This is a genomic window from Pseudenemella bisphenolivorans, assembly GCF_051133435.1.
In the GTDB taxonomy this organism is placed as follows: Bacteria; Actinomycetota; Actinomycetes; order Propionibacteriales; family Propionibacteriaceae; genus JAAYAO01.
This window is the reverse complement of record NZ_JBPGNY010000003.1, coordinates 467032-491684: the sequence shown is the minus strand read 5'-3', so window position 1 is coordinate 491684 and position 24653 is coordinate 467032. Positions and strand designations below refer to the sequence as shown.

The following is a 24653-nucleotide window of genomic DNA, read 5'->3' as shown; positions in this document are numbered from 1 at the left end:
TTTTGTCCGGCAGGCGAGCAAGATGTCACACGATCTTGGAGGGTCAGGAATCCTGACTGGCGTCCGGCCTCGGTCAGGACGCTGCTCGTCGGCATGAGTACCGGCGCCGGATGGGTACCAAGATCTCCCACCTATCTCGGCGATAACCCCGATCCGGGCAGAAAAGGATTCCTGAGTTGGAGGTTTTGGTACCGCGAAACCTGGTCGGGTGAGGTGAAACTCTCGCTGGCTACGCTCGCGGGGTGCATCAACTCGACTTCGGCGCGGTGACCCATCGCGGCATGGTGCGCGCCCTCAATGAGGACAGCATTCATGCCGAACCCCCGGTGTTCGTGGTTGCCGACGGTATCGGGGGTGCCGAGGCCGGTGAGGACGCCAGCGCGATGGTGGTGGGTGCTTTCCGGGCGCTGGCCGAACAGGGGGAGCTGGACTCCGACGGGGTCGTGGCCACCCTGCAGCGCAGCCACGAGCAGGTGCGGGCCCTGCAGTTGCGGGCGCCGGGAGCCGGTTCGACAGTCTGCGGTGCAGTGGTACTGCAATACGGCGAGCACTACTACTGGCTGATCTTCAACCTGGGAGACTCGCGGGCTTTCCGGATCTACGGTGCGCCCGGAGCACGCCGGATCACCCAGGTGAGCGTCGACCACTCCCACGTCCAGGAGTTGGTGGAAGCCGGGCAGTTGAGTGCCAGCGAGGCCGACCAGCATCCCGAACGCAATGTGGTGACCCGCGCGATCGGTTCCCCGGACGGCTGTAATCCGGATTTCTGGCTGATCCCGATGGTGACCGGCGACCGCTTCCTGTTCTGCACCGACGGTCTGCTGGACGCACCGAGAGAGCAGGCCCGGGCGGTGCTGGTGACCGAACCGGATCCGGCGAAGGCGACCGATGACCTGCTCGAACTGGCCCTGCAGTCTGGTGCGCGAGACAATGTTTCGATAATTGTCGTTGACGTCGGCTCGACCGAACCGGACGAAACGACGATCCCGATGGCGAAGGCGTGGAGGTAGTCGTGGCAAACGGAGAAGTGGGACGCTGGCGCGCCACCTACATTCCCGGACGCTGGGTGGTGTTGGCCGGGCCCACGGCCATGGTCATCATGCCCCCGGCCCCGCCGAGTGTCAGCCAGTTGCTGAACGACCTGTGGGACGACCTGCTGTCGGCAGCGTCGATGCCCAACCTGGTGGAACGCCTGGCCGCCTTCCGGATCGACCAGTTGCCGAGTTTCGCCGCCTTCTTCTGGCACGGCGACCAGTTGCGTTCGCTGATGCGCGGGGACGTGACCGCAGTGGATCTGGACACCGGCCAGCAGGTTGCCCGGGGCGCCGAGGTGGTCACCTGGGTCGAGGCCGGCCTCGGCGAGGTGCGCAAGGTGCGGATCGACCTGGAGGTCCACGACCAGGAGAGCCTGCTGCAGTTGCCGCTGGTGACCGGGGTGGTCACCGCGGGGGCGGTGGTGCTGGACGCCACGAACGCGCCGGTGTCGGTGCAGGTGGGTGCCGGCGAGGCGGCTGAAGCTGCCCCGGCGATCGGAGTCGTCGGCGCCGAAGAAACCGGGGAACCGAGCCAGTTTGAGGAGTCCGCCCAGACTGAGGTACCGAGCCAGTCCGAGGAGCCGAGCCGGTCGGAAGAACCGGGCCAGTCCGAGGAACCGGCCGAGGCCGACGAGCCGTTTGAGGAATCCGCCGAAACCCCGGAGTCGGGGTCGGGGCCGGTGATCAGCGGATCGGTTGATCCGGCCGCGGCGATGTGGGGTGCCCCGGCGGCCGCCGCCGGAGCCGGGGTGTCGGGTGAAGCCCGGGGCGATACGGACGACTACACCACGCAGTACTCCGACACGGTGATCCATGACCCCGACTTCTCAGAGGCCTCGCAGGAAGACGAAGCCTCGGCGGCTGAAGTGGACGCCGCTCAAGGAGAAGATCCGGCTGCCGCAGGAGATGCAGCTTCCGAAGAAGACAGTGCTCCCGATGAGGACAGTGCTTCCGGGGACAGCGCTTCCGAGTACGGTGGTTCTGAGGACAGTGCTTCCGAGGAGCAGAGTCTCTCCGAGGGACACAGCGCACCTGAAGCGGAAACCGAAGCCGACGCTGCGCCGCAAGAAGCCCCGATGTCCGGGGAGGTGCCCGAGCAGCAGGCCGAGTCCGGCGACGAGGGCGACTCGGGCCGAGTCATTTCCGGGGCGGTCGATCCGGCCGCCGCGATGTGGGGAGCGCCCGCCCCCGCCGCGCCGTCCGGCGAAGAAGTTACGGACGAATCCGCTCAGCCGGAAGAGCCTGCCCAGCAGGAATCCGCGCAGAGTGAGGCGCCTGCCGAGTCGGCTCCGGCCTGGGCCGATGCCGGGGATGACGGGCAGCCCCCCTCGTGGGCAGATGCGGGCGAACCCGCACAGCCCGAGGCTCCCGCGTGGGCCGATGCCGGCGCCGGTCAGGCTCCGGCCTGGTCGGATGCGGGTGACGCCCAGCAGCCGTCGTGGGCGGAGGCGAGCTCAGCAGCCTCGGCGCCTCCCGCGTGGGGCGATGCGGGTCAGCCGGGTTCGGCAGCATCGGCTGCGCCGGCGTGGGCCGAATCGGCCGGTCAGGAGACTCCGACCGAAGAGATCGGTGCGGTGTCGGACGCGACCGAGATGATGAGCGAGGTCCGCAAGAGCCAGCAGGCCGGGCCGCCGCAGGCTCCGCCGCCGGGGCCCGGATTCGGTGCCGGGATCGCTCCGCCCCCGCCCGGGGTGTCCTTCGGTGCCCCGGGATTGCCCGGTACTCCTGGAATGCCCGGTACTCCTGGAATGCCCGGTGCTCCTGGAGTGCACAGTGCTCCTGGAGTTCCCGTTGCTCCCGGACAGCCCAGCGCTCCGGGACAGCAGAGCGCTTCGGGACAGCCCAGCGCTCCGGGACAGCCCAGCGCTCCCGGGATGCCGCCGCAGCCCGGCCAGCCCGGTCAACAGCAGCCCCAGTACGGGCAGCAGGGCTACGGGCAACAGGGTTACCCCGGCGGGCAACCGGGGCAGGGATACGGCCAACAGCCGGGTCAGCAGCCGCAACCGGGCCAGCCCCAGCAGCCGGGGCAGGGCTACGGTCAGCCTCCGCAGGTTCCGGGACACGGTCAGCAGCCGGGTCAGCCCGGCCAATACGGTCAGCAGGGCTACGGCCAGCAGCAGTTCGGCCAGGCCCCCGGGCAACCGGGCCAGGCTCCCGGGCAGCACCCCGGCCAGCAGCCGGGCGCCTACGGTCAGCCACCCCAGCCCGACCCGATGAACTCGCCCTACGCCCAACCGCCGGCGGCGGTCGAACCCCCGGCACCGGTGCCGCCGTCCGGGTTGATCGCCTCGGTGCCCGACTTCGGCGCCGGACAACCCTCGGCGCCGAGCTCGGCCGCCGACAATCCGGCCAGCGACCACGACGGGGCGACGGTCTTCCAGACCGGGCTGGCCCGCGCGCTCAAGTCGGCCCCGGCCGAGGGCCGCGACGATTCCTTCGTGCTGGCCTCGATGTGCATCCAGCAGCACCCGAACCCGCCGTCCTCCACCCAGTGCCGGCTGTGTTCCTCGCACGTCCCACCGCAGAACCCCCGGCTGGTGGCCCGTCCGGTGCTGGCGATCCTGCGTCCGCCCTCGGGAGCGGTGGTCGAGGTCGACCGCAATGTGCTGATCGGACGAGCCCCCTCGGCGAACCGGGTCGGCCGCGATCAACTGCCCAAGTTGATGACCGTGCCGAGCCCCAGCCACGACATCTCGCGCACCCACGTCCAGGTGCACCCGGACGAGTGGGACGTGGTGGTCACCGACCTGCACTCCACCAACGGCACGACCCTGATTCACCCCGGTGGGGACGATCGCGAACGCCTCACCCCCGGTGAGCCGGTGATCGTGCCGATCGGCACGGTCCTCGACCTCGGCGACGGGGTCACCGTGGTGATCGACGCGCCCTGACCGCTGTGACCTCGAAACGCACCCCGGCCCCGCCGCCGGAGTTGCCCGGATACCGGGTGCTGCAGCACCTGGGTTCGGGTGGCTTCGCCGACGTCTTCCTCTACGAACAGGACCTGCCCCGCCGCAAGGTGGCGGTGAAGGTGCTGATCGACTCGGCGGTTGACGACTCGGTGCGGCAACGGTTCATCTCCGAGGCCAACGCGATGGCCCAGGTGTCGACCCACCCGTCCATCGTGTCGATCTTCTTCGCCGGCATCGCCCCCGACGGGCGTCCCTGTCTGGTGATGGAGTACTGCCCCAAACCGAACCTGTCGGTGCGGCTGCGGCGCGAACGCATCCCGGTGCCCGAGGCCCTGCGGATAGGGATCCGGCTGGCCAGTGCAGTGGCCACCGCCCACAACGCGGGCATCCTGCACCGCGACATCAAACCGGCCAATGTGCTGGTCACCGAGTACGGCTGGCCGGCGCTCACCGACTTCGGCATCTCGGCCCAGATCGATGCCAACCTCGAACGACTGGACGGGCTGTCGGTGCCCTGGTCGGCGCCGGAACAGTTCAACGACCTGACCCAACCCGACTGGCGCACCGACGTCTACTCGCTGGGGGCCACGGTCTATGCCCTATTGGCCGGCCGCTCACCCTTCGAGGTCTTCGGCGGCAACAACTCGACCACCGCACTGATTTCCCGGATCGAGCGCGAGCCGGTGCCGTCCACCGGCCGCGACGATGTGCCCCCGCTGCTGGAACAGGTGCTGGCCCGTTCGCTGCACAAACGCACCGAGGCCCGGTTCCGATCGGCCCTCGAACTCGCCCAGGCCCTGCAGGGGGTCGAGATGGCGATGGGTCTCACCCCGACCGCGATCGAGGTGATGGACACCGGGCAGGTGACCGAATCGGAGGCCGAGGAGGACACCCCGACCCGGATGCGCGGCGTGGTCACCATCGACCAGGACGACGGGTCGACCTCCGCGGCCAGCACCGCCTCCACCAGATACCGGATCGAGGACGAGGACGGGCCGCCGCGGCGTCCGCTGATGTTGGTGATCGGGTCGATCGCCGCAGTGCTGGTGATCGGGGTGATCGTCGGGGTACTGCTCTTCGTCGATCCACCGCCGCCACCACAGGGGCCGGAGAAACCGACCCCCGAACAGCAAACCGCGCAGCCGGTGCAGGCGCCCGGTGCGGTCACCGACCTGGCTTGTGAGTCGACCGGCGGACAGTTGAGTTGCACCTGGACCCAGCCGGACGGGGACGTGCCGGTACAGCGGTGGAGTTGGTCGTGGACCGAACGCCCCGCCGATGCGACCACCGTCGGCGACCCGAAGCTCAACACCGAGGTACCCGAGGGGCTGCAGCCGTGCATCCAGGTGGTGGCGTTGGGTGACAACGGACGCTCCAGTGAGCCGGTGAGTCGCTGCGCCGCGGGCTGACGGCCCCGGCAGATCGACAAATTGTGAGGCGTGACCGCCGCCCTTAGGATGTCCAGCGGTCTTGACAGGGCGCTCGGCGACCATTCCCGCCAAGGGTTAAACCTCCGTTCACGTACAGTCGCCAAGGTTGCCGGAGCCGCGACGAGGAAAGTGACTATGGCGAGAGGGAACAGGCGCAGACGAGCCCTACTGGGGCGGATCCTGCCGACCGCTGTCGTCGGACTGCTCACCGTGATCCTGGTCGTCGGCGCCTCGGTGTCGCCGGGTTACCCGGCCGCCGACCTCGACCTGCACGACGGTTCGGTCTGGGTGACCAACCGCAAAGAACGGCTGCTGGGCAAGCTGAACAAGCAGATCAACGACCTCGAGACCTCGGTGTTGATGGTCAACAAGGATTTCGACGTTCTGCAGCACGAGAAGAACGTGCTCGTCGTCGACAGCACCACCAACCTGCTGCAGCGGGTCGATCCGGCCACCACCACCCTGGGCACCCCGGTCAGCCTCAGCGCCAACGCCGAGGTCACCCTGGGCAAGGACACCGTCGCGGTGGTGGACGAAACCAGCGGACGGATGTGGGCCCGTCCGGTCGAACAGGCGATGAGCATCGAATACGCCAAGGCCAAGGCCGATTGGGAGATCGGCCGGGGCGGCGTCGCCGCGGTCTCGGACGACGGTGTGCCGGTGGCGGTATCGGTGACCGACTCCGAACTCGTCCGTGAGGTCGACGGCGAACCGACCGGAACGCCGTTGCCCTTCGACCTGGCCGCCGACGCCGACGTGCAGGTCGCGGTGGTCGGCGAGACCGCGATCGTCCTGGACCGCACCGGAAACCGGATCTGGGTCGAGGGCAGCAAGGAAGCCATCACCGACGAGCGGCTCGCCAACGCGATGTTGCAGGACTCCTCGGCCACCACGGTGCGCACCGCCGATGCCGATTTCGCCGGGGTGGTCGCCACCCCGACCGGAATGCTCGGCGTGACCGAAAAGGAACTGGTCGACCTCACCTCGCAGGTGGGCGGCACCCCGATCCAACCCGTGGTGGTGAACGGCTGCGCCTACGGTGCCTTCGCCGCCGGCCCGAGCGGACGGGTCGCCACGGTGTGCTCCCACGCCGAGGCGCAGGTGACCCCGATTCCGTCCTTCAGCGGCGGTGAACTGGTCTTTCGGGTGAACCGTGACGTGGTGGTGCTGAACGACGAGATCTCCGGCAATGTCTGGATGGTCACCGACGCGATGCAACTGGTGCGCGACTGGCAGAAGGTCACCCCACCCACCCCCGAGGAGGGGGAGTCGACCGAGAACGACGAGACGGTCACCCGGGTCGACCCGAAGCGCACCGAGGAGAACCGCAAACCCACCGCGGTCGACGACACCTTCGGGGTGCGGGCCGGCCGATCGACCACGATTCCGGTGATCGAGAACGACTCCGATCCCGACGGCGACATCCTCACCGTGATCGGCCCACCCGAGATCTCCCAGGGCACCCTGGAACTGGTTCGCGGCGGCACCGGCCTGCAGGTCACCCTGCCCCCCGAGGCGACCGGGTCGATCACCTTCCGCTACACCATCGACGACGGACGCAAGGGCCGCGACAGCGCCACCGTCCGGTTGAACATCCGCGCCGACGACCAACAGGTCGACAACCAGCCGCCGCAGATGAAGCGCAATGTCGAACCCCTGCAGGTCACCCTGGGCTCGACCGCGCAACGCCGGGTGCTGCTCGACTGGATGGACCCCGACGGCGACGACCTGGTGCTCGTTGAGGCCACCGCCCCGGGCGACGACGAGGTCACCTTCACCCCCGACGGCATGCTCACCTACACCGACGTCGGCACCACCGAGGGCCGCAAGGTGATCGATGTGGTGGTGTCGGACGGGGTGTCCGAGACCGCCGGACAACTCGTGGTCAGCGCCACCAAGAAGGGCAACATCCCGCCGCTGGCCAACGGTGACTACTACCAGGTCTCGGTCGGGGAGCAACTGCTCGCCAAACCCCTGGCCAACGACGTCGGCAACGAACTCGCCCTGGTGGCGGTGGCCGCCGAAACCCCGGGCGCGAAGGTGGTGCCGAACTACGACGACAACACCTTCAGTTTCTCGGCCGCGAAACCCGGCACCTATTACGTGGGCTACATCGTCTCGAACGGCCCGAAGGCCTTCGGCATCGTGCGGGTGGACGTGGTCGAGGCCGACAAGAAGAACCGTCCACCGGTCGCCACCCGCGATGTCGCCCTGCTGCCGGCCGGGGGATCGGTGCTGGTCGACCCGCTGGCCAACGACGAAGACCTCGACAACGACGTGCTGGTGTTGCAGAACATCTCCACCCACCCCGACCTGAAGGTGCGGATGATCCAGCGCAAGCTGGTCGAGATCAGCGCGGTGAACACCCCGTCCGGGCCGGTGTCGTTGAACTACACGGTCTCCGACGGGCAGGAATCGTCCACCGGCACCCTGGTTGTGGTGCCCGCCCCGCCGGTGCAGCACAGCGCCCCGGTGGCCAAGAGCGACGAGGTGACGGTGCGTGCCGGGGACACCGCCTCGGTGCGGGTGATGGGCAACGACCAGTCCCCGGCGGGCCTGAAACTGACCCTGGACGACGAATTGCCCGAGGAACCCGGCGCCGGCAAGGCCTGGGTGGACGGTGAGTACGTCCGCTTCGCCGCCCCGAAGCAGGACGGCGAGTACCGGCTGGTCTACCAGATCCGCGATGAGCGCGATCAGACCGCCTCGGCGCAGGTGCGCATCTTCGTGGTCGGCGACGACGTGCCCAACACCCCACCGGCCCCCCGCCAGGTGGAGGGCCGGGTGTTGGCCGGAACCACCGGCAAGATCCTGGTGCCGCTGGACGGCATCGACCCCGAGGGTGACGCGGTGCGACTGATCGGCGTCGATTCGGGTCCCAAGCTCGGCCGGGTCACCGCCGTGGACGAGAAGTGGCTGGAATACGAGGCCTACCCCGAATCGGGCGGCACCGACACCTTCAGCTACGCCGTCACCGACAGCCGCGGCGCCAAATCGGTGGGTCAGGTGCGGGTCGGGGTGGTGCCCCGGTCGGCGGTGAACTCCCCGCCCACCACCGTGGACGACCCGGTCGCGGCCCGTCCCGGCCGTACCGTGCAGGTGCCGGCCCTGGGTAATGACACCGACCCCGACGGCGACGCCTTCTACTACACCGACAAGGATCCGCTGCAGTTCGACGGCATCGACGATGCCGAGGTCGTCGACCGTGATGTGCAGTTCACCGTCCCGCTGAAACCCGGCAACTACCTGGGCGCCTATGACGTGGTCGATGCCCGCGGCGCCGAGGCGACCGGCTACGTGCTGATCGAATCCGACCCGACCGCTCCCTTGATGGCGCCGGTCGCCCGCGACGATCAGGTCTCGTCGGCGATGGTCGCGAACAAGCAGGTGATCGAGGTACCGGTTCTGGACAACGACGTCGACCCCGACGGTCCGAACTCCGAACTGCGGGTCTCGGTGCCCGAATACGACGCCGAAGAGGGCACCGCCGCCTCGGTGGTCGGCGACAACGTGCGGGTGATCGTCGGCGAGAGGATGCAGCAGGTTCGCTACGAGATCACCGACGCCGACGGAATGACTTCCTCGGCGGTGATCACCGTGCCCGGCAATGCCGACGCCGTCCCGGCCCTGAAGGACGACATCACCCCGCAGAAGGTGGTCGCCGGGGAAACCCTCACCCTGGCGGTGAACGACTTCGTGGTCGGCACCCGGGGGCGCAAGGTGATCTTGACCGGGGAGAACCGGATTTGGGCCTCCAACGGTGAGGCCACCGCCAATGCCAAGAACGAACTGGCCTTCGTCGCACCGGAAAGCTATGTCGGACCGGCCTCGGTGACCTTCGAGGTCACCGACGGTTCCAGCACCGATGACGAATCCGGACGCCGGGCCGTGGTCAGCATCCCGATCGAGGTGCTGCCGCCACCGGAGCCGCAGAAGGACGAGGACGAGAAGGATCCCGACGAGGTCAACCGGCCACCGTCCGGCGAACCGATGACCCTGACCATCGGTGCCGGTGAGGGGCCGAAGAGTCTGGACGTGTCCCGCGGTGTCACCGACCCCGACGGGGACGAACTCGAGTTCACCAAGCTGACCGGCGAGACCGCCACCGGCACCAAGGTCACGGTGAACGGCTCGACGATCACCGCCGAGGCCGAACTCACCGTCGCCCCGGGCACCACGATGAAGTGGCGTGGCAAGGCCACCGACGGCAAGGGCGGCGAGGCCGATGTGTTGGTGACGATCAACGTCACCGCGTCCAGCAAACCGTCCCCGCGGGCCGCCGACGACAGCCTCGGCGAGGTCAAACAGGGCGAAACCCAGCAGGTGCCGGTGCTGTCGAACGACTTCAACCCCTTCGAATCCGAGGGCAAGGCGCTGCGGGTGATCGGGGCGAACACCGAATCGGGTTCGGTGAATGTCTCCTTCACCGACACCGGAGTGAGCGTCACACCGGGGGAGAGCTTCGTCGGCGAAGCCGTGGTGCGCTACCAGATCGAGGACGCCACCGGTACTGCGGAACGGCGTGCCGAGGGGCGGATCTTCCTGACCGTGGTGGGCAAGCCCGACAAGCCCGGGGTGCCGCGGGTGCTCGAGGTGGGCGATCGACGCGCCGCCCTGCAGTGGACCGCGCCGGCCGCCAACGGCAAGGACATCACCCAGTACAAGGTGCGCGGCACCAGTGCTGCGGGGGGTTCGGTGGAGCAGCAGTGCCCCTCGAACAGTTGCACCATCACCGGGCTGACCAATGACGTCGAGTACCGGTTCACCGTGGTCGCCACCAATGAGGTCGGTGACTCCGAACCGTCGGGTCAGTCGGCTGCGGTGCGCCCCGATGTGCGTCCCGAAACCCCGGCCGCGCCGAAGGTGAAGTGGGGTGACAAGCAGGTCGCGGTGAGTTGGACCCCGCCGGTGAACAATGGTTCGGCGCTGACCCAGTACGTGTTGGAGATGCGCGGGCCGAACGGGATCGAACCACGCACCCTGGGCCCCGGCACCACCACGATGACCTGGGACGGGCTGAGCAACGGTTCGGCCTACGCCTTCCGGTTGCAGGCGCACAACAAGGCTCCCGAGCCGTCGAACTTCTCCGCCTGGTCGGCCACCGCGATTCCGGCCGGCAAACCCGGCGCACCGACGGCGGTCGAAGTGAGCCCCGGCTCGTCCAGTGATGCGTGGGGCACCACCGCCACGGTGTCGTGGGCCGAGGTCACCGGTAAAGCAGCCAACGGTGACGCGGTGAACAAGTACACCGTTTACCGCAACGGCACCGCGGTGCACACCGCCGGGGCGGGGACGACCTCGTTCACCGACTCGGGCCTGAAGATCGGTACCAAGTACACCTACACAGTTGCGGCCACCAACAAGGCCGGCCAGGGCGCCAAGTCGAAGTCCACCGCCCCGTTCACCCCGTACGCCGCGCCCACCGGCGTGAAGCCGCCGCGGAGCAAAGCCGGTGATTCGAAGGTGACCGTGACCTATGAAGCGGCTCAGCCCAACGGTGCTCCGGTGAGCCGCTATGTGGTGACCCTCTCGAACGGCAGCAAGCGCGAGGTCAGCGGTTCGGGTGGCGGCTCGGTGACCTTCGGGGATCTCGACAACGGCAACAATTACTCGGCCAAGCTGACCGCCTGTTCGAAGTCGTTGTGTGCCACCAGCAAGTCGGGCAACTCGGTCAAGCCCTACGGCCCGCCGGGAGCACCGAACATCGCTGCGAAAGGCAACGGCCGCGAGATCACTGTCCGAGCCACGATCGGCAATCGAAGCAACGGTGCCGCGATCGCCCGTCTGGACATCAGCGGGCCGGCGCAATCGTCCGACACCAAACCGAACTTCGACACCACAGTCACGATGACCGGCGAATACGGCAAGACGTACCACTTCACCGCGGCGGCCACGAACGAACACAACCAGGGCGGCAAGGTGGCGAAGGACTCGGTCACCCTGGACAAGCCGAGGATTGAGGCCAGTTGGGGCAAGCACCGCAATGTGAAGGACTGCACGACCGAACACTGCCAAGAACTCGTTGTCACCTCCTACAACCTGAACAAGGACGCGACCTGCAAGATCAGCGACAACTACACCGGCAATACGTGGTCGGGTCATTACTTGCTCAAAGCCGGCGAATCCTCCGGTAACACCAGTGGCCGCACCTATATCTACGGCTACCCGAACCACAAGGTCACCATCGACTGTGGCACGGACGGTCAATACAAGTTGTCCGACGAGATCACGAAGTAGCCCCCGAAGTAGCCCGAAAGAAGTAGCCTCATGCCGATGACCCCAGACCAGGCCCGCTGGTTCGCCGAGACCTTCGGGTCGATCGTGTCCAATGTCGAGCGCGCGATCCTGGGTAAGACCCAGGCGATCCGGCTCACGGTGACCTGCATGCTGGCCGAGGGCCACCTGCTGCTCGAGGACTACCCGGGCACCGGTAAGACCTCCCTGGCCCGCTCGATCGCCCAAACCGTCCAGGGCACCCATTCGCGCATCCAGTTCACCCCCGACCTGCTGCCCTCCGACGTCACCGGTGTGACGATCTACGACCAGAAGACCGAGGAGTTCGAGTTCCACAAGGGCCCGATCTTCGCCTCGATCGTGCTGGCCGACGAGATCAACCGGGCCTCACCGAAGACCCAGTCGGCGCTGCTCGAGGTGATGGAAGAAGCCCGGGTCACCGTCGACGGCAAGCCCTACGCGGTCGGCAACCCGTTCATGGTGATCGCCACCCAGAACCCCGTCGAACAGGCCGGCACCTACCGGCTGCCCGAAGCCCAGCTCGACCGCTTCCTGATGAAGACCTCGCTGGGCTACCCCGACCGCGAGAACTCGATGCGAATCCTGGTCTCCGGCGGATCGCGGCCCACCTCGGCCGCGCTCGCCCCGGTGATCACCACCCAGGTGGTCGGCGAGATGTCCAAGCTCGCCGCCGGGGTGCACATCGACAACTCGGTGATGGACTACATCGCCCGCCTGCTGGAGGAGACCCGCAGCACCGCCGACGTGCGGCTCGGCGCCTCGATCCGCGGCGGCCTGGCCCTGGTGCGGGCCTCCCGGGTGTGGGCGGCCTCGCACGGACGCCACTTCGTGGTGCCCGACGACATCAAGATGCTGGCCCAGCCCTGCCTGGCCCACCGACTCATTCTCGACCCCGAGTCGGAGTTCAACGGCATCACCAACGAAGAAGTCATGGCCCGAGTACTGGGCGCGGTCAACCCGCCGACGGAGCGCGCCACGGCATGACCGCTCCCGTCCATCCCGGCCCGTCCTTCACCACGGGGCAGTACGGCGGCGAACCGGTCACCACGACCTCGCCGACCGGCACCGGGCCGATCTCCCACACCGGCACACACACCGTCAAGGTGGTCGACCTGGCGTGGTGGCAACGCCTGCCGCGGCGAGGCATCGACCGGCTCGCCGAGCTGAACCGACGCAGCGGGGTGCTGCCCGCCGGTTGGCTGCTGCTGGTACTGGTGATCATTAGTTGGGTGATCGGAACCAGGCTCGGCTGGGTGGAGCTGCGCTTCCTGGCGATCGCCGGCGCGGTGGTGTGGCTGGCCGCGATCGCGTTCACCATCGGCCGGCAGACCTACGCGGTCGACCTGCGGCTGGAGAACCGCCAGGTCGTGGTCGGGGAGCGGGCCCTGGGTGAGCTGAAAGTGGTCAATACGTCCAGCCGTCGGCTGCTACCGGCCCGGATCGAACTGCCCGTCGGACGACGGACCGCGAGCTTCTGGCTTCCGTCCCTGGGTGGCAAGGCGTCCTTCGACGAGATCTTCGCCGTGCCCACCTCGCGACGGTCGGTGATCACCGTGGGCCCGGCCCGCACCGTGCGCGGTGACCCCTTTCGGCTGATGGGCCGCGAGATCCTGTGGACCTCGGCGATCGACCTCTTCGTCCACCCGCGCACGGTTGCCCTGCCCGGCCGCCGGGCCGGCTTCATCCGTGACCTCGAGGGTCACGTCACCCCCGAGATCTCCAACTCCGACGTCTCCTTCCACGCGCTGCGCGATTACGTGGCCGGCGACGATCGCCGCTACGTGCACTGGCGGTCCTCGGCGCGCACCGGAACGCTGATGGTGAAGCAGTTCGAGGAAACCCGCCGCAGCCATGTCGGCATCGGCCTGCACCTGGCCGGCAATGCCTACGACTCGGACGAGGAGTTCGAACTCGCGGTCAGCGTCGCCGGATCGATCGCGGTACAGACCCTGCGCGACGAGAACGGTCTCGACCTGCTGACCACCGCCGGACGACTGCGGGCGGTGACCCCGCGCAGCACCCTGGACGAACTGTGCCGGGTCGAAATGCAGAACTCCGGGTCGCTGATCGACACCACCCGCGCCCTGGCCCGCCACGTTCCCGGCGCCAGCGTGCTGGTGGTGGTCTCCGGCTCGCACACCAGCGCGATGGACCTGCGCCGGGCCTGCACGATCTTCGATGTCGACGTGCGGATCCTGACCATCCGGGTGGAAACCTCGGCCGAACTGTCGGTGCGCACGATCAACAACAACACGATGCTGACCATCGGCAAGCTCGACCAGCTTCCCCAGGCGATGCGGCGGGCCACCTGATGAGCTTCCCCTTCCTCGGCCGCGGCGGGCCGTCCGACAACACCGGCAATACCCACACCGGTGGGCCGCACACCCGTGGCTCGCGCGGCTCGATGAGTGGGTTCACCGGCGGCACCACGATGGCCGACCGGGCCCGGTTCGCGGTGGCGTCCATCTTCGACGTCACCGGACGGGCCAGGCTGGTCTGGATCCTGGTCGACGTCGGGGCCCTCTTCGCCCTGCTGGCCCTGGCCTCGGTGGCCTTCCACCTCACCTACGGATCGGGCTGGGGCTGGGTGGCCGCGCTCGGTGGCGCCGTGCTCGGGCTCGGGGTCGGCACCCTGGCCGCGCTGCGCCGCTGGCCGGTGTGGCTGACCGCGGTGGCGGTGGTTGCGGTCTACCTGCTGTTCGGTGGTGCGCTGGCGATGCCGTCCACCGTGATCGCCGGGTTCATACCCACTCCGAGCACCCTGGCCGGGCTGCTGTTCGGGGTGGTGGACGCCTGGAAGGGGCTGCTGACCATCGACGCCCCGGTCGGCGAAACCGGTTCGCTGCTGGTGGTGCCGCTGCTGACCAACCTGCTCGCCGGGGTGATCGGCGCCTCGCTGGCCCTGCGATCCCGGTTTCCGGCGCTGGCCTGGCTGGCACCGACCCTGGCCCTGGTGGTGGCGATCAGTTTCGGGGTGCAGGAATCCTTCCTGCCGTTGTTGGTGGCGATCGGCTTCCTGGCGATCGTGCTGGCCTGGACGGGGTATCGCCGTGGTTATCAGCGCGAGGCGGTGCTCGGGCATCGTCCGCAGGTGCGCTGGCAGTCGGCCGTCCTGGGCCTGGTGGTGCTCGCCCTGGCCGGTGGGGTCGCGGCCGCGGCCACCCCGATCGCCGAGCCGACCACCTACCGCCATGTGCTGCGCGATGTGGTCGAACCGCCCCTGGACGTCCATCAGTACCCCAGCCCGCTGCAGAGCTTCCGCAAGAACATGAAGGACCACAAGGAAGACGTCCTGCTGACCGTGCGGGGGCTGCCCGAGGGGGCGAAACTGCGAATCGCGACCCTGGACGCCTACGACGGGGTCTCCTACAACGTCACCGACGCGGCCGACGGGGCCCCCGACGGCGGCGCCTTCACCCGGATCGGGGCCAGGGTGCCCGAAGAACTCGTAGGTGAGCCGGCGAACGTCGAGGTCACCATCGAGGACTACAGCGGGGTGTGGGTGCCGACGATCGGCAAGACCACCAAGATCGAGTTCGACGGCGCCCGCAGCCGCGAACTCACCAACAACTTCTTCTACAACCGGGCCACCGGCACCGGCCTGGACACCAGCGCCCTGCGCCGCGGCGACACCTACCGGCTGGAAGCGATCGTGGCCAACCCGCCGGCCCCGGAACGGATCAAGGCCGCCGGGGCGGCGTCCCTGTCGCTGCCCGATGCCGACCCGCTGCCCGACACCGTCAAGGAGTGTGCCGACACCTGGGGCAAGGACGCCACCACCGCCGGTGACCTGGCCCGCACCCTGGAGGAGAACCTGCGCAAGGGTTACTACTCCAACGGGCTGGAGGGCAGCCACCCGTCCCTGTCGGGACACTCGGTGGGACGGGTCGACGAGCTGCTGGTCACCGGCAAGCAGATGATCGGCGACGAGGAGCAGTACGCGGTCGCGATGGCGCTGATGCTGCGCCACGCCGGGGTGCCCGCCCGGGTCGTCTACGGCTACACGAGCACCTCGACCGGTGAGGACCTCGTCGAGATCACCGGCGAGGACGTGAACGCCTGGGTCGAGGTGAACCTGGACGGGCTCGGCTGGGTGGAGTTCAGCCCGACCCCGGATCGGGACCGCTCCCCGGAACAGCAGGAGGTGCCCGAACCCTCCCAGCCTCGCCCCCAGGTCGAGAACCCGCCCCCGCCGCCGGAGCGGCCCGAGAACCCGCCGCCGGACAACACTCCGCCGGAGGACTCCAAGGTCGACGACGAGGAGGAGGACGAACCGGTCTGGCGCAAGGCCGTGCCGTGGGTGCTCGGCATCGGCATCCCGCTGGTGGTGCTCGCCGCGCCGTTCGCGATCATCCTCGGGTTGAAGCAACGTCGCCGCAAGAGCCGGCTGCTCGCCACCGAACCCGCCGACCGGGTGGCCGGTGGCTGGTCGGAAGTGATGGACAAGGCCCGCGACCTCGGGGTGGACCCGAAGGTCAACGCCACCCGGGCCGAACAGGCGCAGGTGATCGTCAGCGAGTTCGTCAACGCCGGCGACCGGGGCACCAGCCCGCAATGGCTGGCCCACCGGGCCGATGCCTCGGTCTTCGGGCCGGGCCACCCGTCCGGGGAACAGATCGACCACTACTGGCGTGGGGTTGACGCGGTGCGGGCCGGGATGGGTGAATCAGTGGGATTCTTCAGGCGCTTGCGCGGCACATTCTCGTTGCGCTCGCTGCGGAAATGGAAGTAGGCCCCGGCATCGGCACGAGCCGACCGGGTGGGAAGGTGGACCAATGAGCAGCCAAGCAGGGGTGCTGCCGCCGGGAGTAGCGGCAGGCAGCCTGGGCAAACGATTCGTCGCCTATCTGATCGACAACCTGGTACCGGGAGTGCTCGGCGGCCTGGTGGGTGGCCTGGTGGCCGCCCGGGTGGTCACCGACACCACGGTGCTGCTGGTGCTGTCGATCGCGGTCGGCGTGGTCGGGCTCGGCTGGTTGGTACTGTGCTGGTGGATGCTCGCGACCAAGGGCGCGACCCCCGGCATGAAGCTGATGAAGCTGCAGTTCGTCAGTCTGCGCAACGGCAAACCGGTCGGCTGGGGTCCGGCGATCCTGCGCCAGATCGTGCTCGGCGTGCTGTCCGGGTCGGGTGTGGGGGCGGTGGTCGTGCTGATCACGATCCTCACCGATGTGCGCAACCAGGGCCTGCACGACAAGGCCGGCAAGGGCGTCGTGATCAAGGAACGGGCCCGCGGTGCGCGCGTCGGTAGTTCCTCGGTGGCCGTCGAGGCCCCGGTTTCCCAGGCGCCCAGTGGTGCGGCGCCGGTCGGTCTGCCCGCGCATCTACAAGCCAATGCCGGTTTCGCGCCCGGTCAGAACTGGGACGATTCCGGCTTCGCCCCGCCGCAGTCGTCCTCGTCGGCGCCGGAGTTCGGCGGTGGTTTCGCCCCGTCCGGGGGTGGGTTCCCGCAATCCCAGTCGTCCGCCCCGGGTGGGCACTTCCCGCCCCAGCAGGCGGCACCGCAGTCGGCGCAGTCGGCGCCGCAGGGCATGCCGCAATCGGCTCAGTCGGCGCCGCAGGGCATGCCGCAATCGGCACAGTCGGCACCCCAAGGTGTGCCGCAATCAGCCCAGTCCCAGCCGTCCGCGCCCGGTGCGTACCCGCAATCGCAGCCCTCGGCTCCCGGTGCCCAACCGTGGAATCAGTCGGCTCAGCCGTGGGGATCCGGTCAGCCCGGGCAGGCACCCGGTGCGCCCGGTGCACCGGGTGGGCAGCCCCAGCCGTGGGGTGGCGCCCCGCAGGCTCCGTCCGGACAGGGTGGGCCGATCACCAGCGTCCCCTTCCAGACCGGGGAGCCCGCTTCGGCGCAGTCGGCTCCACGACCTGCCGGAGCACCCGATCAGTTCGGGCCCGGGCAGGTGCCGGGTCAGCCGATGCCGGGTCAGCCCGGGCAGCCGGCCGGCCCCGAGCCGACGGTGCCGATCGACCTCGCCGGGGGACCGGCCCCGGCCTTCGGATCACCCGGTCGCCCCGAGGATCGGGAGCTTTACGGACGCCCGCCCGGCATGGAGGAACCGACCTCCGAACCCGACGACGGCACCCGGATGATCTCCCGCGCCGGCGGTCGCGCCCCCGACCAGGGCTGGACGATCGCCCTCGACGACGGCCGCTACATCAAGGTCGAATCGCTGGTGCTGATCGGCCGCAACCCCCAGCCCCGGGCCGGGGAGGAGCATGCCGAACTCGTCCGGGTCGGCGAGGCCGCCCGTACGGTGTCGAAGACGCACCTGGCTGTTGGTGTCGACAATCGCGGCATCTACGTCACCGACCGCGGTTCCACCAACGGCTCGGCGATCGCCAATGCCGGCGGTGACTACGAACCGTGTGCCCCGGGTGAAGTCGTCCGGGTTCGGGAGGGCCAGATCGTCAGCTTCGGTGAGCACCGCCTGGAGATTCAGCGCGCCTTCTCCTGACCTCGTCCGGATCGGATTCGGCTGCGTGGCCCGTGCCCGGCGGGCGCTAGGCTGCCCCCATGCTGCTGTCGGACCGTGACATCACCGCCGAAATCGACGCCGGCCGGATCGGCCTCGAACCCTATGAGCCCGAGATGGTGCAGCCGGCCAGCGTCGACGTGCGCATCGACCGGTACTTCCGGGTCTTCGAGAACCATCGCTACCCGCACATCGACCCGGCCGAGGAACAGCCCGAGCTGACCGCCCTGGTCGAGCCGCTCACCGAGGGCGGGCCGTTCATCCTGCACCCGGGGGAGTTCGTACTGGCCTCGACCTACGAGGTGGTGACCCTGCCCGACGACGTGGCCGCCCGACTGGAGGGCAAATCCTCACTCGGTCGGCTGGGCCTGTTGACGCATTCAACCGCCGGCTTCATCGACCCCGGCTTCTCGGGTCACGTGACCCTGGAGCTGTCGAATGTGGCCACCCTGCCGATCAAGCTGTGGCCCGGCATGAAGATCGGCCAGCTCTGCTTCTTCCGGCTCAGCTCACCGGCCCAGTACCCCTACGGCAGCGATGAGCGCACCGCCAACCGCTACCAAGGACAGCGCGGCCCGACGCCGTCCAAGTCGTACCAGAACTTCCACCGCACCCAGATCACCGAGTAGCTCCTCACCAACGCAACCCGGACTGACTCCTGCGGCACGTACTAGGCCACGCAGGAATCAGTCCGGGTTGCATTTGCGATGTCGGGGGTCCGGTCGGGGTATGGCCCAGCTTCCTTCTTCCGATCCCCATGTGGATGAAAACGCACCCCTCAGGCCCCGATGAGGCACGAAAGCACCGGATAGGGCCGTTTCGGGTGCGTTTTCGGACCGGCACCCCGTACAACCCGGGCATACGGACACTTCTGGCCTCACGGTCACCCCGACGAGCCCGTGCGGATAACCGACGCCGCATCCCCGGCCCGCGGGTTGCATGTGCGGTCAAGGGCGCAGGGCGCGGGTCAGATCGGCGATCAGGTCGTCGGGGTCCTCGAGGCCGACCGACAGGCGCAGCACCGAGGCGGCCGGACGGGCCTCCGGCGGTACCGGCCGGTGCGTCAGCGCGGCCGGGTGCTGAATCAGCGACTCGATCCCACCCAGGGACACCGCATGTTTGATCAGCCGCACTCCCGAGGCCACCTGCGCGGCCTGGTCATAGCCGCCGGCCAGCGCGAAGGACACCATCGCCCCGGGGCCACGCATCTGGGTACCGATCAACCCGAGTGGATCGCGTCCGGGTGCCTCGGGGTGGTACACCTCGGCGACCTCGGGCTGTTCGGCCAACCAGGCGGCCAGCTTCCGAGCCCCCTCCTGAGCGGCCCGGATCCGCACCGGCAGGGTCTGCAGGCCACGGTGCACCAGGTACCCGGCCTCGGGGTGCAGGATCGCCCCGGTCAGGGCGCGGATCGAACGCAACCGGGCGAGCCAGTCACCCTTGGCCGCGACCACCCCGGCCACCACATCGGAATGCCCGCCGATGTACTTGGTGGCCGAATGGATCGACAGACTCGCGCCCAGGTCGAGCGGGTTCTGCAGCACCGGGGTCGCGAAGGTCGAATCGACCGACACCGGCACCGCGCCGGACTGCTTCACCACCGCAGCGATGTCCACCAACTCCAGGGTCGGATTCGCCGGGGTTTCGACATGCACCAGACCGGTGTCGGGTTGTAGTGCCTCGGCGACCCGGTCGGCCTCGGCCCAGGTCACTCGGGTGCCGAGGATGCCTGCCGACAGCAGCGCATCGGTGCCGCCGTAGAGCGGACGCACCGCCACGATGTGCGGGGTGCCGGCCGCGACCGCAGCCTGCAAAACAGCGGCGATCGCCGCCATCCCGGAGGCGAAGGCGACCGCTCCGTCGGCATGTTCCAGGGTGGCCATCGCGTCCTCGAAACGGGACACCGTCGGACTCCACAGCCGCTGGTAGACCGGTGATTCGCCGACCACCAGATCGCCGCCGCCGGTGAGATTCTCGTAGGAATCCCCACCCCGGTCGATGTCGTGCAAGGGGTAGGTCGAACTCAGATCGATCGGCGGAATCACCAGGCCCTGGGCGGCCAGGTCGTCGCGTCCGGCATGGACGGCGGAGGTGTCGGCAGAAGTCATGTCCGGCAGCGTAACGCGGCTTTTTCTCGATGACCTAGGGGTGTGATTACGCTGGCGGTTATGGATCAGCACGACCACACCCCGACACACCCCACCCCACCCCAGCCCGAACCCGGATCCGGCGGGCTCGACCCGGGGGTGGGTGATGCCCACGACCTGGCCGCCGGCCCGCCCACGACCGTCCCGGGGCTGGGCGAGGAACAGGCCCCGCAGCGTGAGGTCGCCGGGCAGATGCCCGCCCTGTCGCTGAGCCGCTTGACCAAGGAATTCGACGGCGTCCCGGTGGTGCGCGACCTCAGCCTCGACATCCCGATGGGTTCGTTGTACGGCATCGTCGGCCCCAACGGGGCGGGCAAGACCACCAGCCTGTCGATGGCCACCGGGCTGCTGCGCCCGACCGCGGGCAAGGCGGTGGTGATGGGCCACGATGTGTGGGCCGATCCGCCGGCGGCGAAGGCCAAGATGGGTGTGCTCGCCGACGGGCTGGGCACCTTCGATCGGCTGTCGGGCGAGGAACTCCTGCACTATGTCGGGTTGATCCGCGGGGTCGCCCCCGACCAACTCGCGACCCGCACCTCCGACCTGCTGACCGCCCTCGACCTGGCCGATGATGCGAACAAGCTCGTGGCCGACTACTCCGCCGGCATGACCAAGAAGGTGCTGCTCGCCTCGGCGCTGATCCACGCACCTCGGCTGCTCGTGCTGGACGAACCGCTGGAGGCGGTCGACCCGGTTTCGGGTCAGGTGATCCGGCAGATCCTGCGTTCCTATGTGGCCGGTGGTGGCACGGTGGTGCTGTCCAGCCATGTGATGGAACTGGTCGAGGGCCTGTGCGATCACGTCGCGATCATCCACGAAGGGCAGGTGCGCGCCGCCGGCACAGTCGAGCAGGTGCGCGCCGGCGCCTCGTTGACCGACCGGTTCATCGAACTGGTCGGTGGAGCCCACTTGGACGAGGGGAGTCTCGGGTGGTTGCGCTCCTGACCAAACTGAAGTGGCGGCTGTGGAAGGGCGGCTACCAGCAGGACCGGGTGCGCATCATCGGCTTGGTGTTCGGGCTGCTGGGCGCCCTGTCGGCGCTGGGAGGGTTGGCCATCGGGCTGCCCGTGCTGAGTTGGATCGAGCCGCAGGTGGCGATGTCGGCACTGGTCGTCCTGGGGGCTGTCGCCCTGTTGCTGTGGATGGTCATTCCGATCGCTTCCTTCGGGCTGGACGACACGCTGGCCGCCAACAAGTTCGCCCAATTCCCGGTGCGGGCCAAGAAGCTGCAGCCGGGCCTGTTCGCGGCCGCCTTCGTCTCGGTGCCGGTGCTGTGCACCGTGATCGGGGTGCTGATCATGATCGTGGCGGGCATCGTGGCGATCCACCGCAGCGGGGGAGGGGTGCTCGCCATGGTGATCACCCCGTTGGCCTTCCTGGCCGGCCTGGCGCTGTGCGTGCTGCTTCCGCGGGCTCTGGTCACCGCCACCTCGGTAGGTGGGGTGTCCCGCCGCCGCCGCGAAGTCGGTGGGGTGGTCTTCGTGGTGCTGATGTTGCTGGTCATCTACGGCACGCAGATCTTCATCAGCGCCGAGTCCGAACGGATCAGCCGAATGAACTTCGGTGAGGCGGCCGAACGGGTCGGCCTGATCGCCGGGTGGACGCCGCTGGGCGCACCCTTCGCCATCCCCTTCCGGCTCGCCACCGGCAACTATCTCGGCGCGCTGGGGGCGGTGGTGCTCACCGTCGCGACCCTGGTGGCCGTGTGGTTGTGGTGGCGGCACAGCCTCGAACGCACCCTGGTCACCGGTGTGGTCGACCAGGGTGGCGGCACGGCACAGCGACTCACCGGTTCGTTCATCCCGCGGATCTACCCGACCACCACCGTCGGGGCAGTGGCCGCCCGGTCATTGCGGTACTGGTTCCGCGACAAGCGCTACCTGACCGGCGCGGTGATCACGCCGATCGTCGGCGTGGTGATGATCGCGCTGAGCATCATCCAGAACCAGCCGTTCACCGCTTTCCTGGCCCCCGTGCTGGCCGCCTGGGGAGCAATGGCGCTGTCCGACGACTTCGGCTATGACGGCCCGGCCGGTTGGGTGAACATCACCGCCGGGCTCGATGCCCGGGCAAACCTGGCCGGACGAGGGATCGCCGCGTTGACGCTGTTCGGCCCCGTGGCGGTGGTTTTCGGTGTCGCCGCCTCGCTCGTGGCGGGCCGCCCGGATCTGATCTGGCCGGTGGTCGGCGGAGCCCTCGGAATCCTGGGGACTCAACTCGGGATCTCGGCGATGCTGTCCGCAGCCCTGCCCTATCCGATCAAGGCCCCGGGTGCCAGTTCCTTCTCCAGTGGATCCGGCGCCGGCGTGAACGCCTTCCTGAGTGCCTTCGCAGCGATGCTCGGACTGTACATCCCGCTGATTCCGGCGGCCACGGCCTATGTGCTGGGCATCGTCGTGTGGCCGTGGATGCTGCAACTGGCGCCGCTGGTGGCGCTGGCCACCGGTTTCGTGATGTTGCGCGTGGGCTGGCATTTCGGAGCCAAGATCCTGGCCAAGCGGGAACCGGAGGTCTTCGCCAAGGTGCGTTCCTGGGCGAAATGAGCCACCAATCCGGCGGCCGCCGGTGACCCCGGCCGCTGCTTCACTGCTGCCATGTCCGGAATGCACGCCATTGCCGAGGCGGCCGCTCAGCAGCAGGGCTTCGGCGAACAGGTCGCCAGTTGGTATGCGCACAGCAAAGAGACCGCTTTCAAGGAATTCCGGGTAGCCGGCATCCTGGCGGTGGTCTTCCTGATCCTGCTCGGGATCGCGATCTGGGTCACCGGATTCAGATCCTGGCCGACCATCGCCATGATCCCCGTCGCCCTGGTCGCCATGGCCGCCGGTGTGCGCGGCCTGATCGGGCTGGGCCGCGCCGAGCGTACAGGTGTCTTTCTGTATCGCACCGGTTTGGTGCGCGTGGCGGGAGAGCAGGTCACCGACGCCATCGACCTGACCCGGTCGGTGGTGAACGAGGAGGTCGTCCAGCGCGTCCGCAACGGTCGGCCGTACGGTCGTCCGATCCACACCTTCGTGATCGAGGGACCACACGGGTCGACCAAGCTCAAGGGCGACGCACTGTTCGAGGACAACGCCCTTCCCCGGATCAAACTGACCGCGGCCGAGGCCAAGCTGCCCATGGTGCAAGCGGCCCTGCAGCGCGGTGAGGAAGTACCTTTCGGCAAGTTGACGCTGACCGGCGCCGGCTTCCGGGTGCCCGGCGGTGAACTGATCGGCTACCCCGAGGTCACCTCCATGACCGTCCGCGACGGCACCTTGGAGGTCGCTTACGGCACGGTGAACCAACGCACCCACTCCCAGCAGGTCGCCAAGACCCCCGACTTCGTCGTCCTCAGCTCGTTGCTGCAGGCCCTCTCCGGAAAGGTGTGGGCATGAGCAACAAGACCGAGCCGCTCACCCACCAGCAGGCCCTGGACAAGTTTCGTCGGCTCGACTGGATCACCCCGCTGGTGCTGATCGTCGTCGGTGGCTTCGTCACCTGGCAGTTGTGGCGGCCCAACGACGGCCCTCCCTCGTGCGACGGCGAAACGATGGGCCCCGGCGATGCGTGCATCGTTTTCGGCGGTAAGTCGTACACCTACGAAGAGCAGATGGCCGAGAATGCCTTCCGGGACGGGGTGAACAGTCAGGTCTGGCCGTTCCTGGCCGCCGCGTTGGCGGTGCTGCTGGTGTTCATGGTCTACCGGGGGACGATCGAACCACGGCTGGCCAAGATCCCGCCGCCGACAACCGATGAGGTCGCCGGCCACGCGCACACCGGCCTGATGCGGCCGATCGGGGTGGCGGTTTCCATCCTGCTGTTCCTGCTCGGTTACCACTGGCTGTTGCAGGGCCTGCACGAAGGCGGACGACTGTGGCCGGCCGCGATTCCCTGGGTGCTGGCGGTGCTGACCCTGCTGACGATGAGCATTCACCCGCGACACTTCCTGCGGATCACCCCCGACGAGATCCTGGTCGCCAACGGCGCCAAGGTGCGCAGCCTGCCGTGGGCCGACGCCCGCGTGGTGGACCGGCCCGACAGCTCGATCCGGGTGCTCGGCCCCGACACCACGTTGAAGGCCGAAGCCAGTTTCACCGACTCCGAGTTGCTCCGACCCCGGATGCGGGAACGGGTGCTGGAGGCTCATCTGGCTCCGGCGATGCAGCACCTGAGTGCGGGGCAGACCCTCGATTTCGGGACGCTGCAGGCCTCGGCCGCGGGCATCACCGCGAACGAACAAACCATCACCTGGGACAACCTGAGCACCCTGAACGCCGACGCCACCGACTTCACCATCACCGCGACCGACGGCACCAAGATCGAGGTGCCGGTGAAGAGCGTCCCGAACCGGTGGGTGCTGGAACAACTCGCCGAGATCATCGTCCGGGGCCTGCGGGAACAAGCCTGAGACACGAAACCC

Annotated in this window: 14 protein-coding genes; 13 read left to right on the top strand and 1 reads right to left on the bottom strand. The window is 68.5% G+C overall.

Going from position 1 to position 24653, the window contains the following annotated elements; all coding sequences use genetic code 11:
* Positions 1-242 precede the first annotated feature (242 nt).
* The 9 genes from ACR4XW_RS09825 (at position 243) to dcd (ending at position 18733) form a co-directional block, all read left to right on the top strand.
* Entirely contained in the window at positions 243-1010 is a 768-nt protein-coding gene (locus ACR4XW_RS09825; protein WP_434760373.1) for a PP2C family protein-serine/threonine phosphatase, read from the top strand.
* Between the two features lie 2 nt (positions 1011-1012).
* Positions 1013-3925 carry an FHA domain-containing protein gene (locus ACR4XW_RS09820; RefSeq protein ID WP_434760372.1) on the top strand — a complete coding sequence of 971 codons (2913 nt, stop codon included), beginning with the start codon at positions 1013-1015 and terminating at the stop codon, positions 3923-3925.
* A gap of 5 nt (positions 3926-3930) precedes the next feature.
* Positions 3931-5355, top strand: coding sequence for a serine/threonine-protein kinase (locus ACR4XW_RS09815; protein ID WP_434760371.1), 1425 nt, complete (start codon positions 3931-3933; stop codon positions 5353-5355).
* 156 nt (positions 5356-5511) lie between these two features.
* Positions 5512-11613 (top strand): Ig-like domain-containing protein, encoded by a 6102-nt coding sequence (locus ACR4XW_RS09810; protein ID WP_434760370.1) that lies wholly within the window; start codon positions 5512-5514, stop codon positions 11611-11613.
* A 36-nt stretch (positions 11614-11649) separates the two neighbouring features.
* Complete coding sequence (locus tag ACR4XW_RS09805; RefSeq protein WP_434760369.1) at positions 11650-12615, top strand: AAA family ATPase; 966 nt, start codon at positions 11650-11652, stop codon at positions 12613-12615.
* Positions 12612-13943, top strand: coding sequence for a DUF58 domain-containing protein (locus ACR4XW_RS09800; protein WP_434760368.1), 1332 nt, complete (start codon positions 12612-12614; stop codon positions 13941-13943). Before ACR4XW_RS09805 ends, ACR4XW_RS09800 begins: the two co-directional genes overlap by 4 nt.
* Entirely contained in the window at positions 13943-16363 is a 2421-nt protein-coding gene (locus tag ACR4XW_RS09795) for a transglutaminase TgpA family protein (RefSeq protein ID WP_434760367.1), read from the top strand. Before ACR4XW_RS09800 ends, ACR4XW_RS09795 begins: the two co-directional genes overlap by 1 nt.
* Positions 16364-16406: 43 nt before the next feature.
* Positions 16407-18086: an RDD family protein gene (locus ACR4XW_RS09790; protein WP_434760366.1), complete on the top strand. Its 1680-nt coding sequence runs from the start codon at positions 16407-16409 to the stop codon at positions 18084-18086.
* 59 nt (positions 18087-18145) lie between these two features.
* Positions 18146-18733, top strand: coding sequence for a dCTP deaminase (gene dcd, locus ACR4XW_RS09785; protein ID WP_434760365.1), 588 nt, complete (start codon positions 18146-18148; stop codon positions 18731-18733).
* A gap of 318 nt (positions 18734-19051) precedes the next feature.
* Here dcd and ACR4XW_RS09780 read toward each other — a convergent pair whose 3' ends face one another.
* Positions 19052-20212 (bottom strand): trans-sulfuration enzyme family protein, encoded by a 1161-nt coding sequence (locus ACR4XW_RS09780; RefSeq protein ID WP_434760364.1) that lies wholly within the window; start codon positions 20210-20212, stop codon positions 19052-19054.
* Positions 20213-20443: 231 nt separating this feature from the next.
* Here ACR4XW_RS09780 and ACR4XW_RS09775 point away from each other — a divergent pair, with 231 nt between their 5' ends.
* Genes ACR4XW_RS09775 through ACR4XW_RS09760 form a run of 4 tightly spaced genes read left to right on the top strand, consistent with a single transcriptional unit; the run spans position 20444 to position 24641 of the window.
* Positions 20444-21196: an ABC transporter ATP-binding protein gene (locus ACR4XW_RS09775; RefSeq protein ID WP_434760427.1), complete on the top strand. Its 753-nt coding sequence runs from the start codon at positions 20444-20446 to the stop codon at positions 21194-21196.
* The gene (locus tag ACR4XW_RS09770) at positions 21181-22794 is read left to right on the top strand and encodes a hypothetical protein (RefSeq protein ID WP_434760363.1); all 1614 of its coding nucleotides are present in this window, start codon (positions 21181-21183) and stop codon (positions 22792-22794) included. Before ACR4XW_RS09775 ends, ACR4XW_RS09770 begins: the two co-directional genes overlap by 16 nt.
* A 51-nt stretch (positions 22795-22845) precedes the next feature.
* On the top strand, positions 22846-23628 hold the full coding sequence (locus ACR4XW_RS09765; protein ID WP_434760362.1) for a DUF6585 family protein: 783 nt from the start codon (positions 22846-22848) through the stop codon (positions 23626-23628).
* Positions 23625-24641 (top strand): DUF6585 family protein, encoded by a 1017-nt coding sequence (locus ACR4XW_RS09760; protein WP_434760361.1) that lies wholly within the window; start codon positions 23625-23627, stop codon positions 24639-24641. The genes ACR4XW_RS09765 and ACR4XW_RS09760 overlap by 4 nt, the downstream gene beginning before the upstream one ends.
* The last annotated feature ends 12 nt before the right edge of the window (positions 24642-24653 follow it).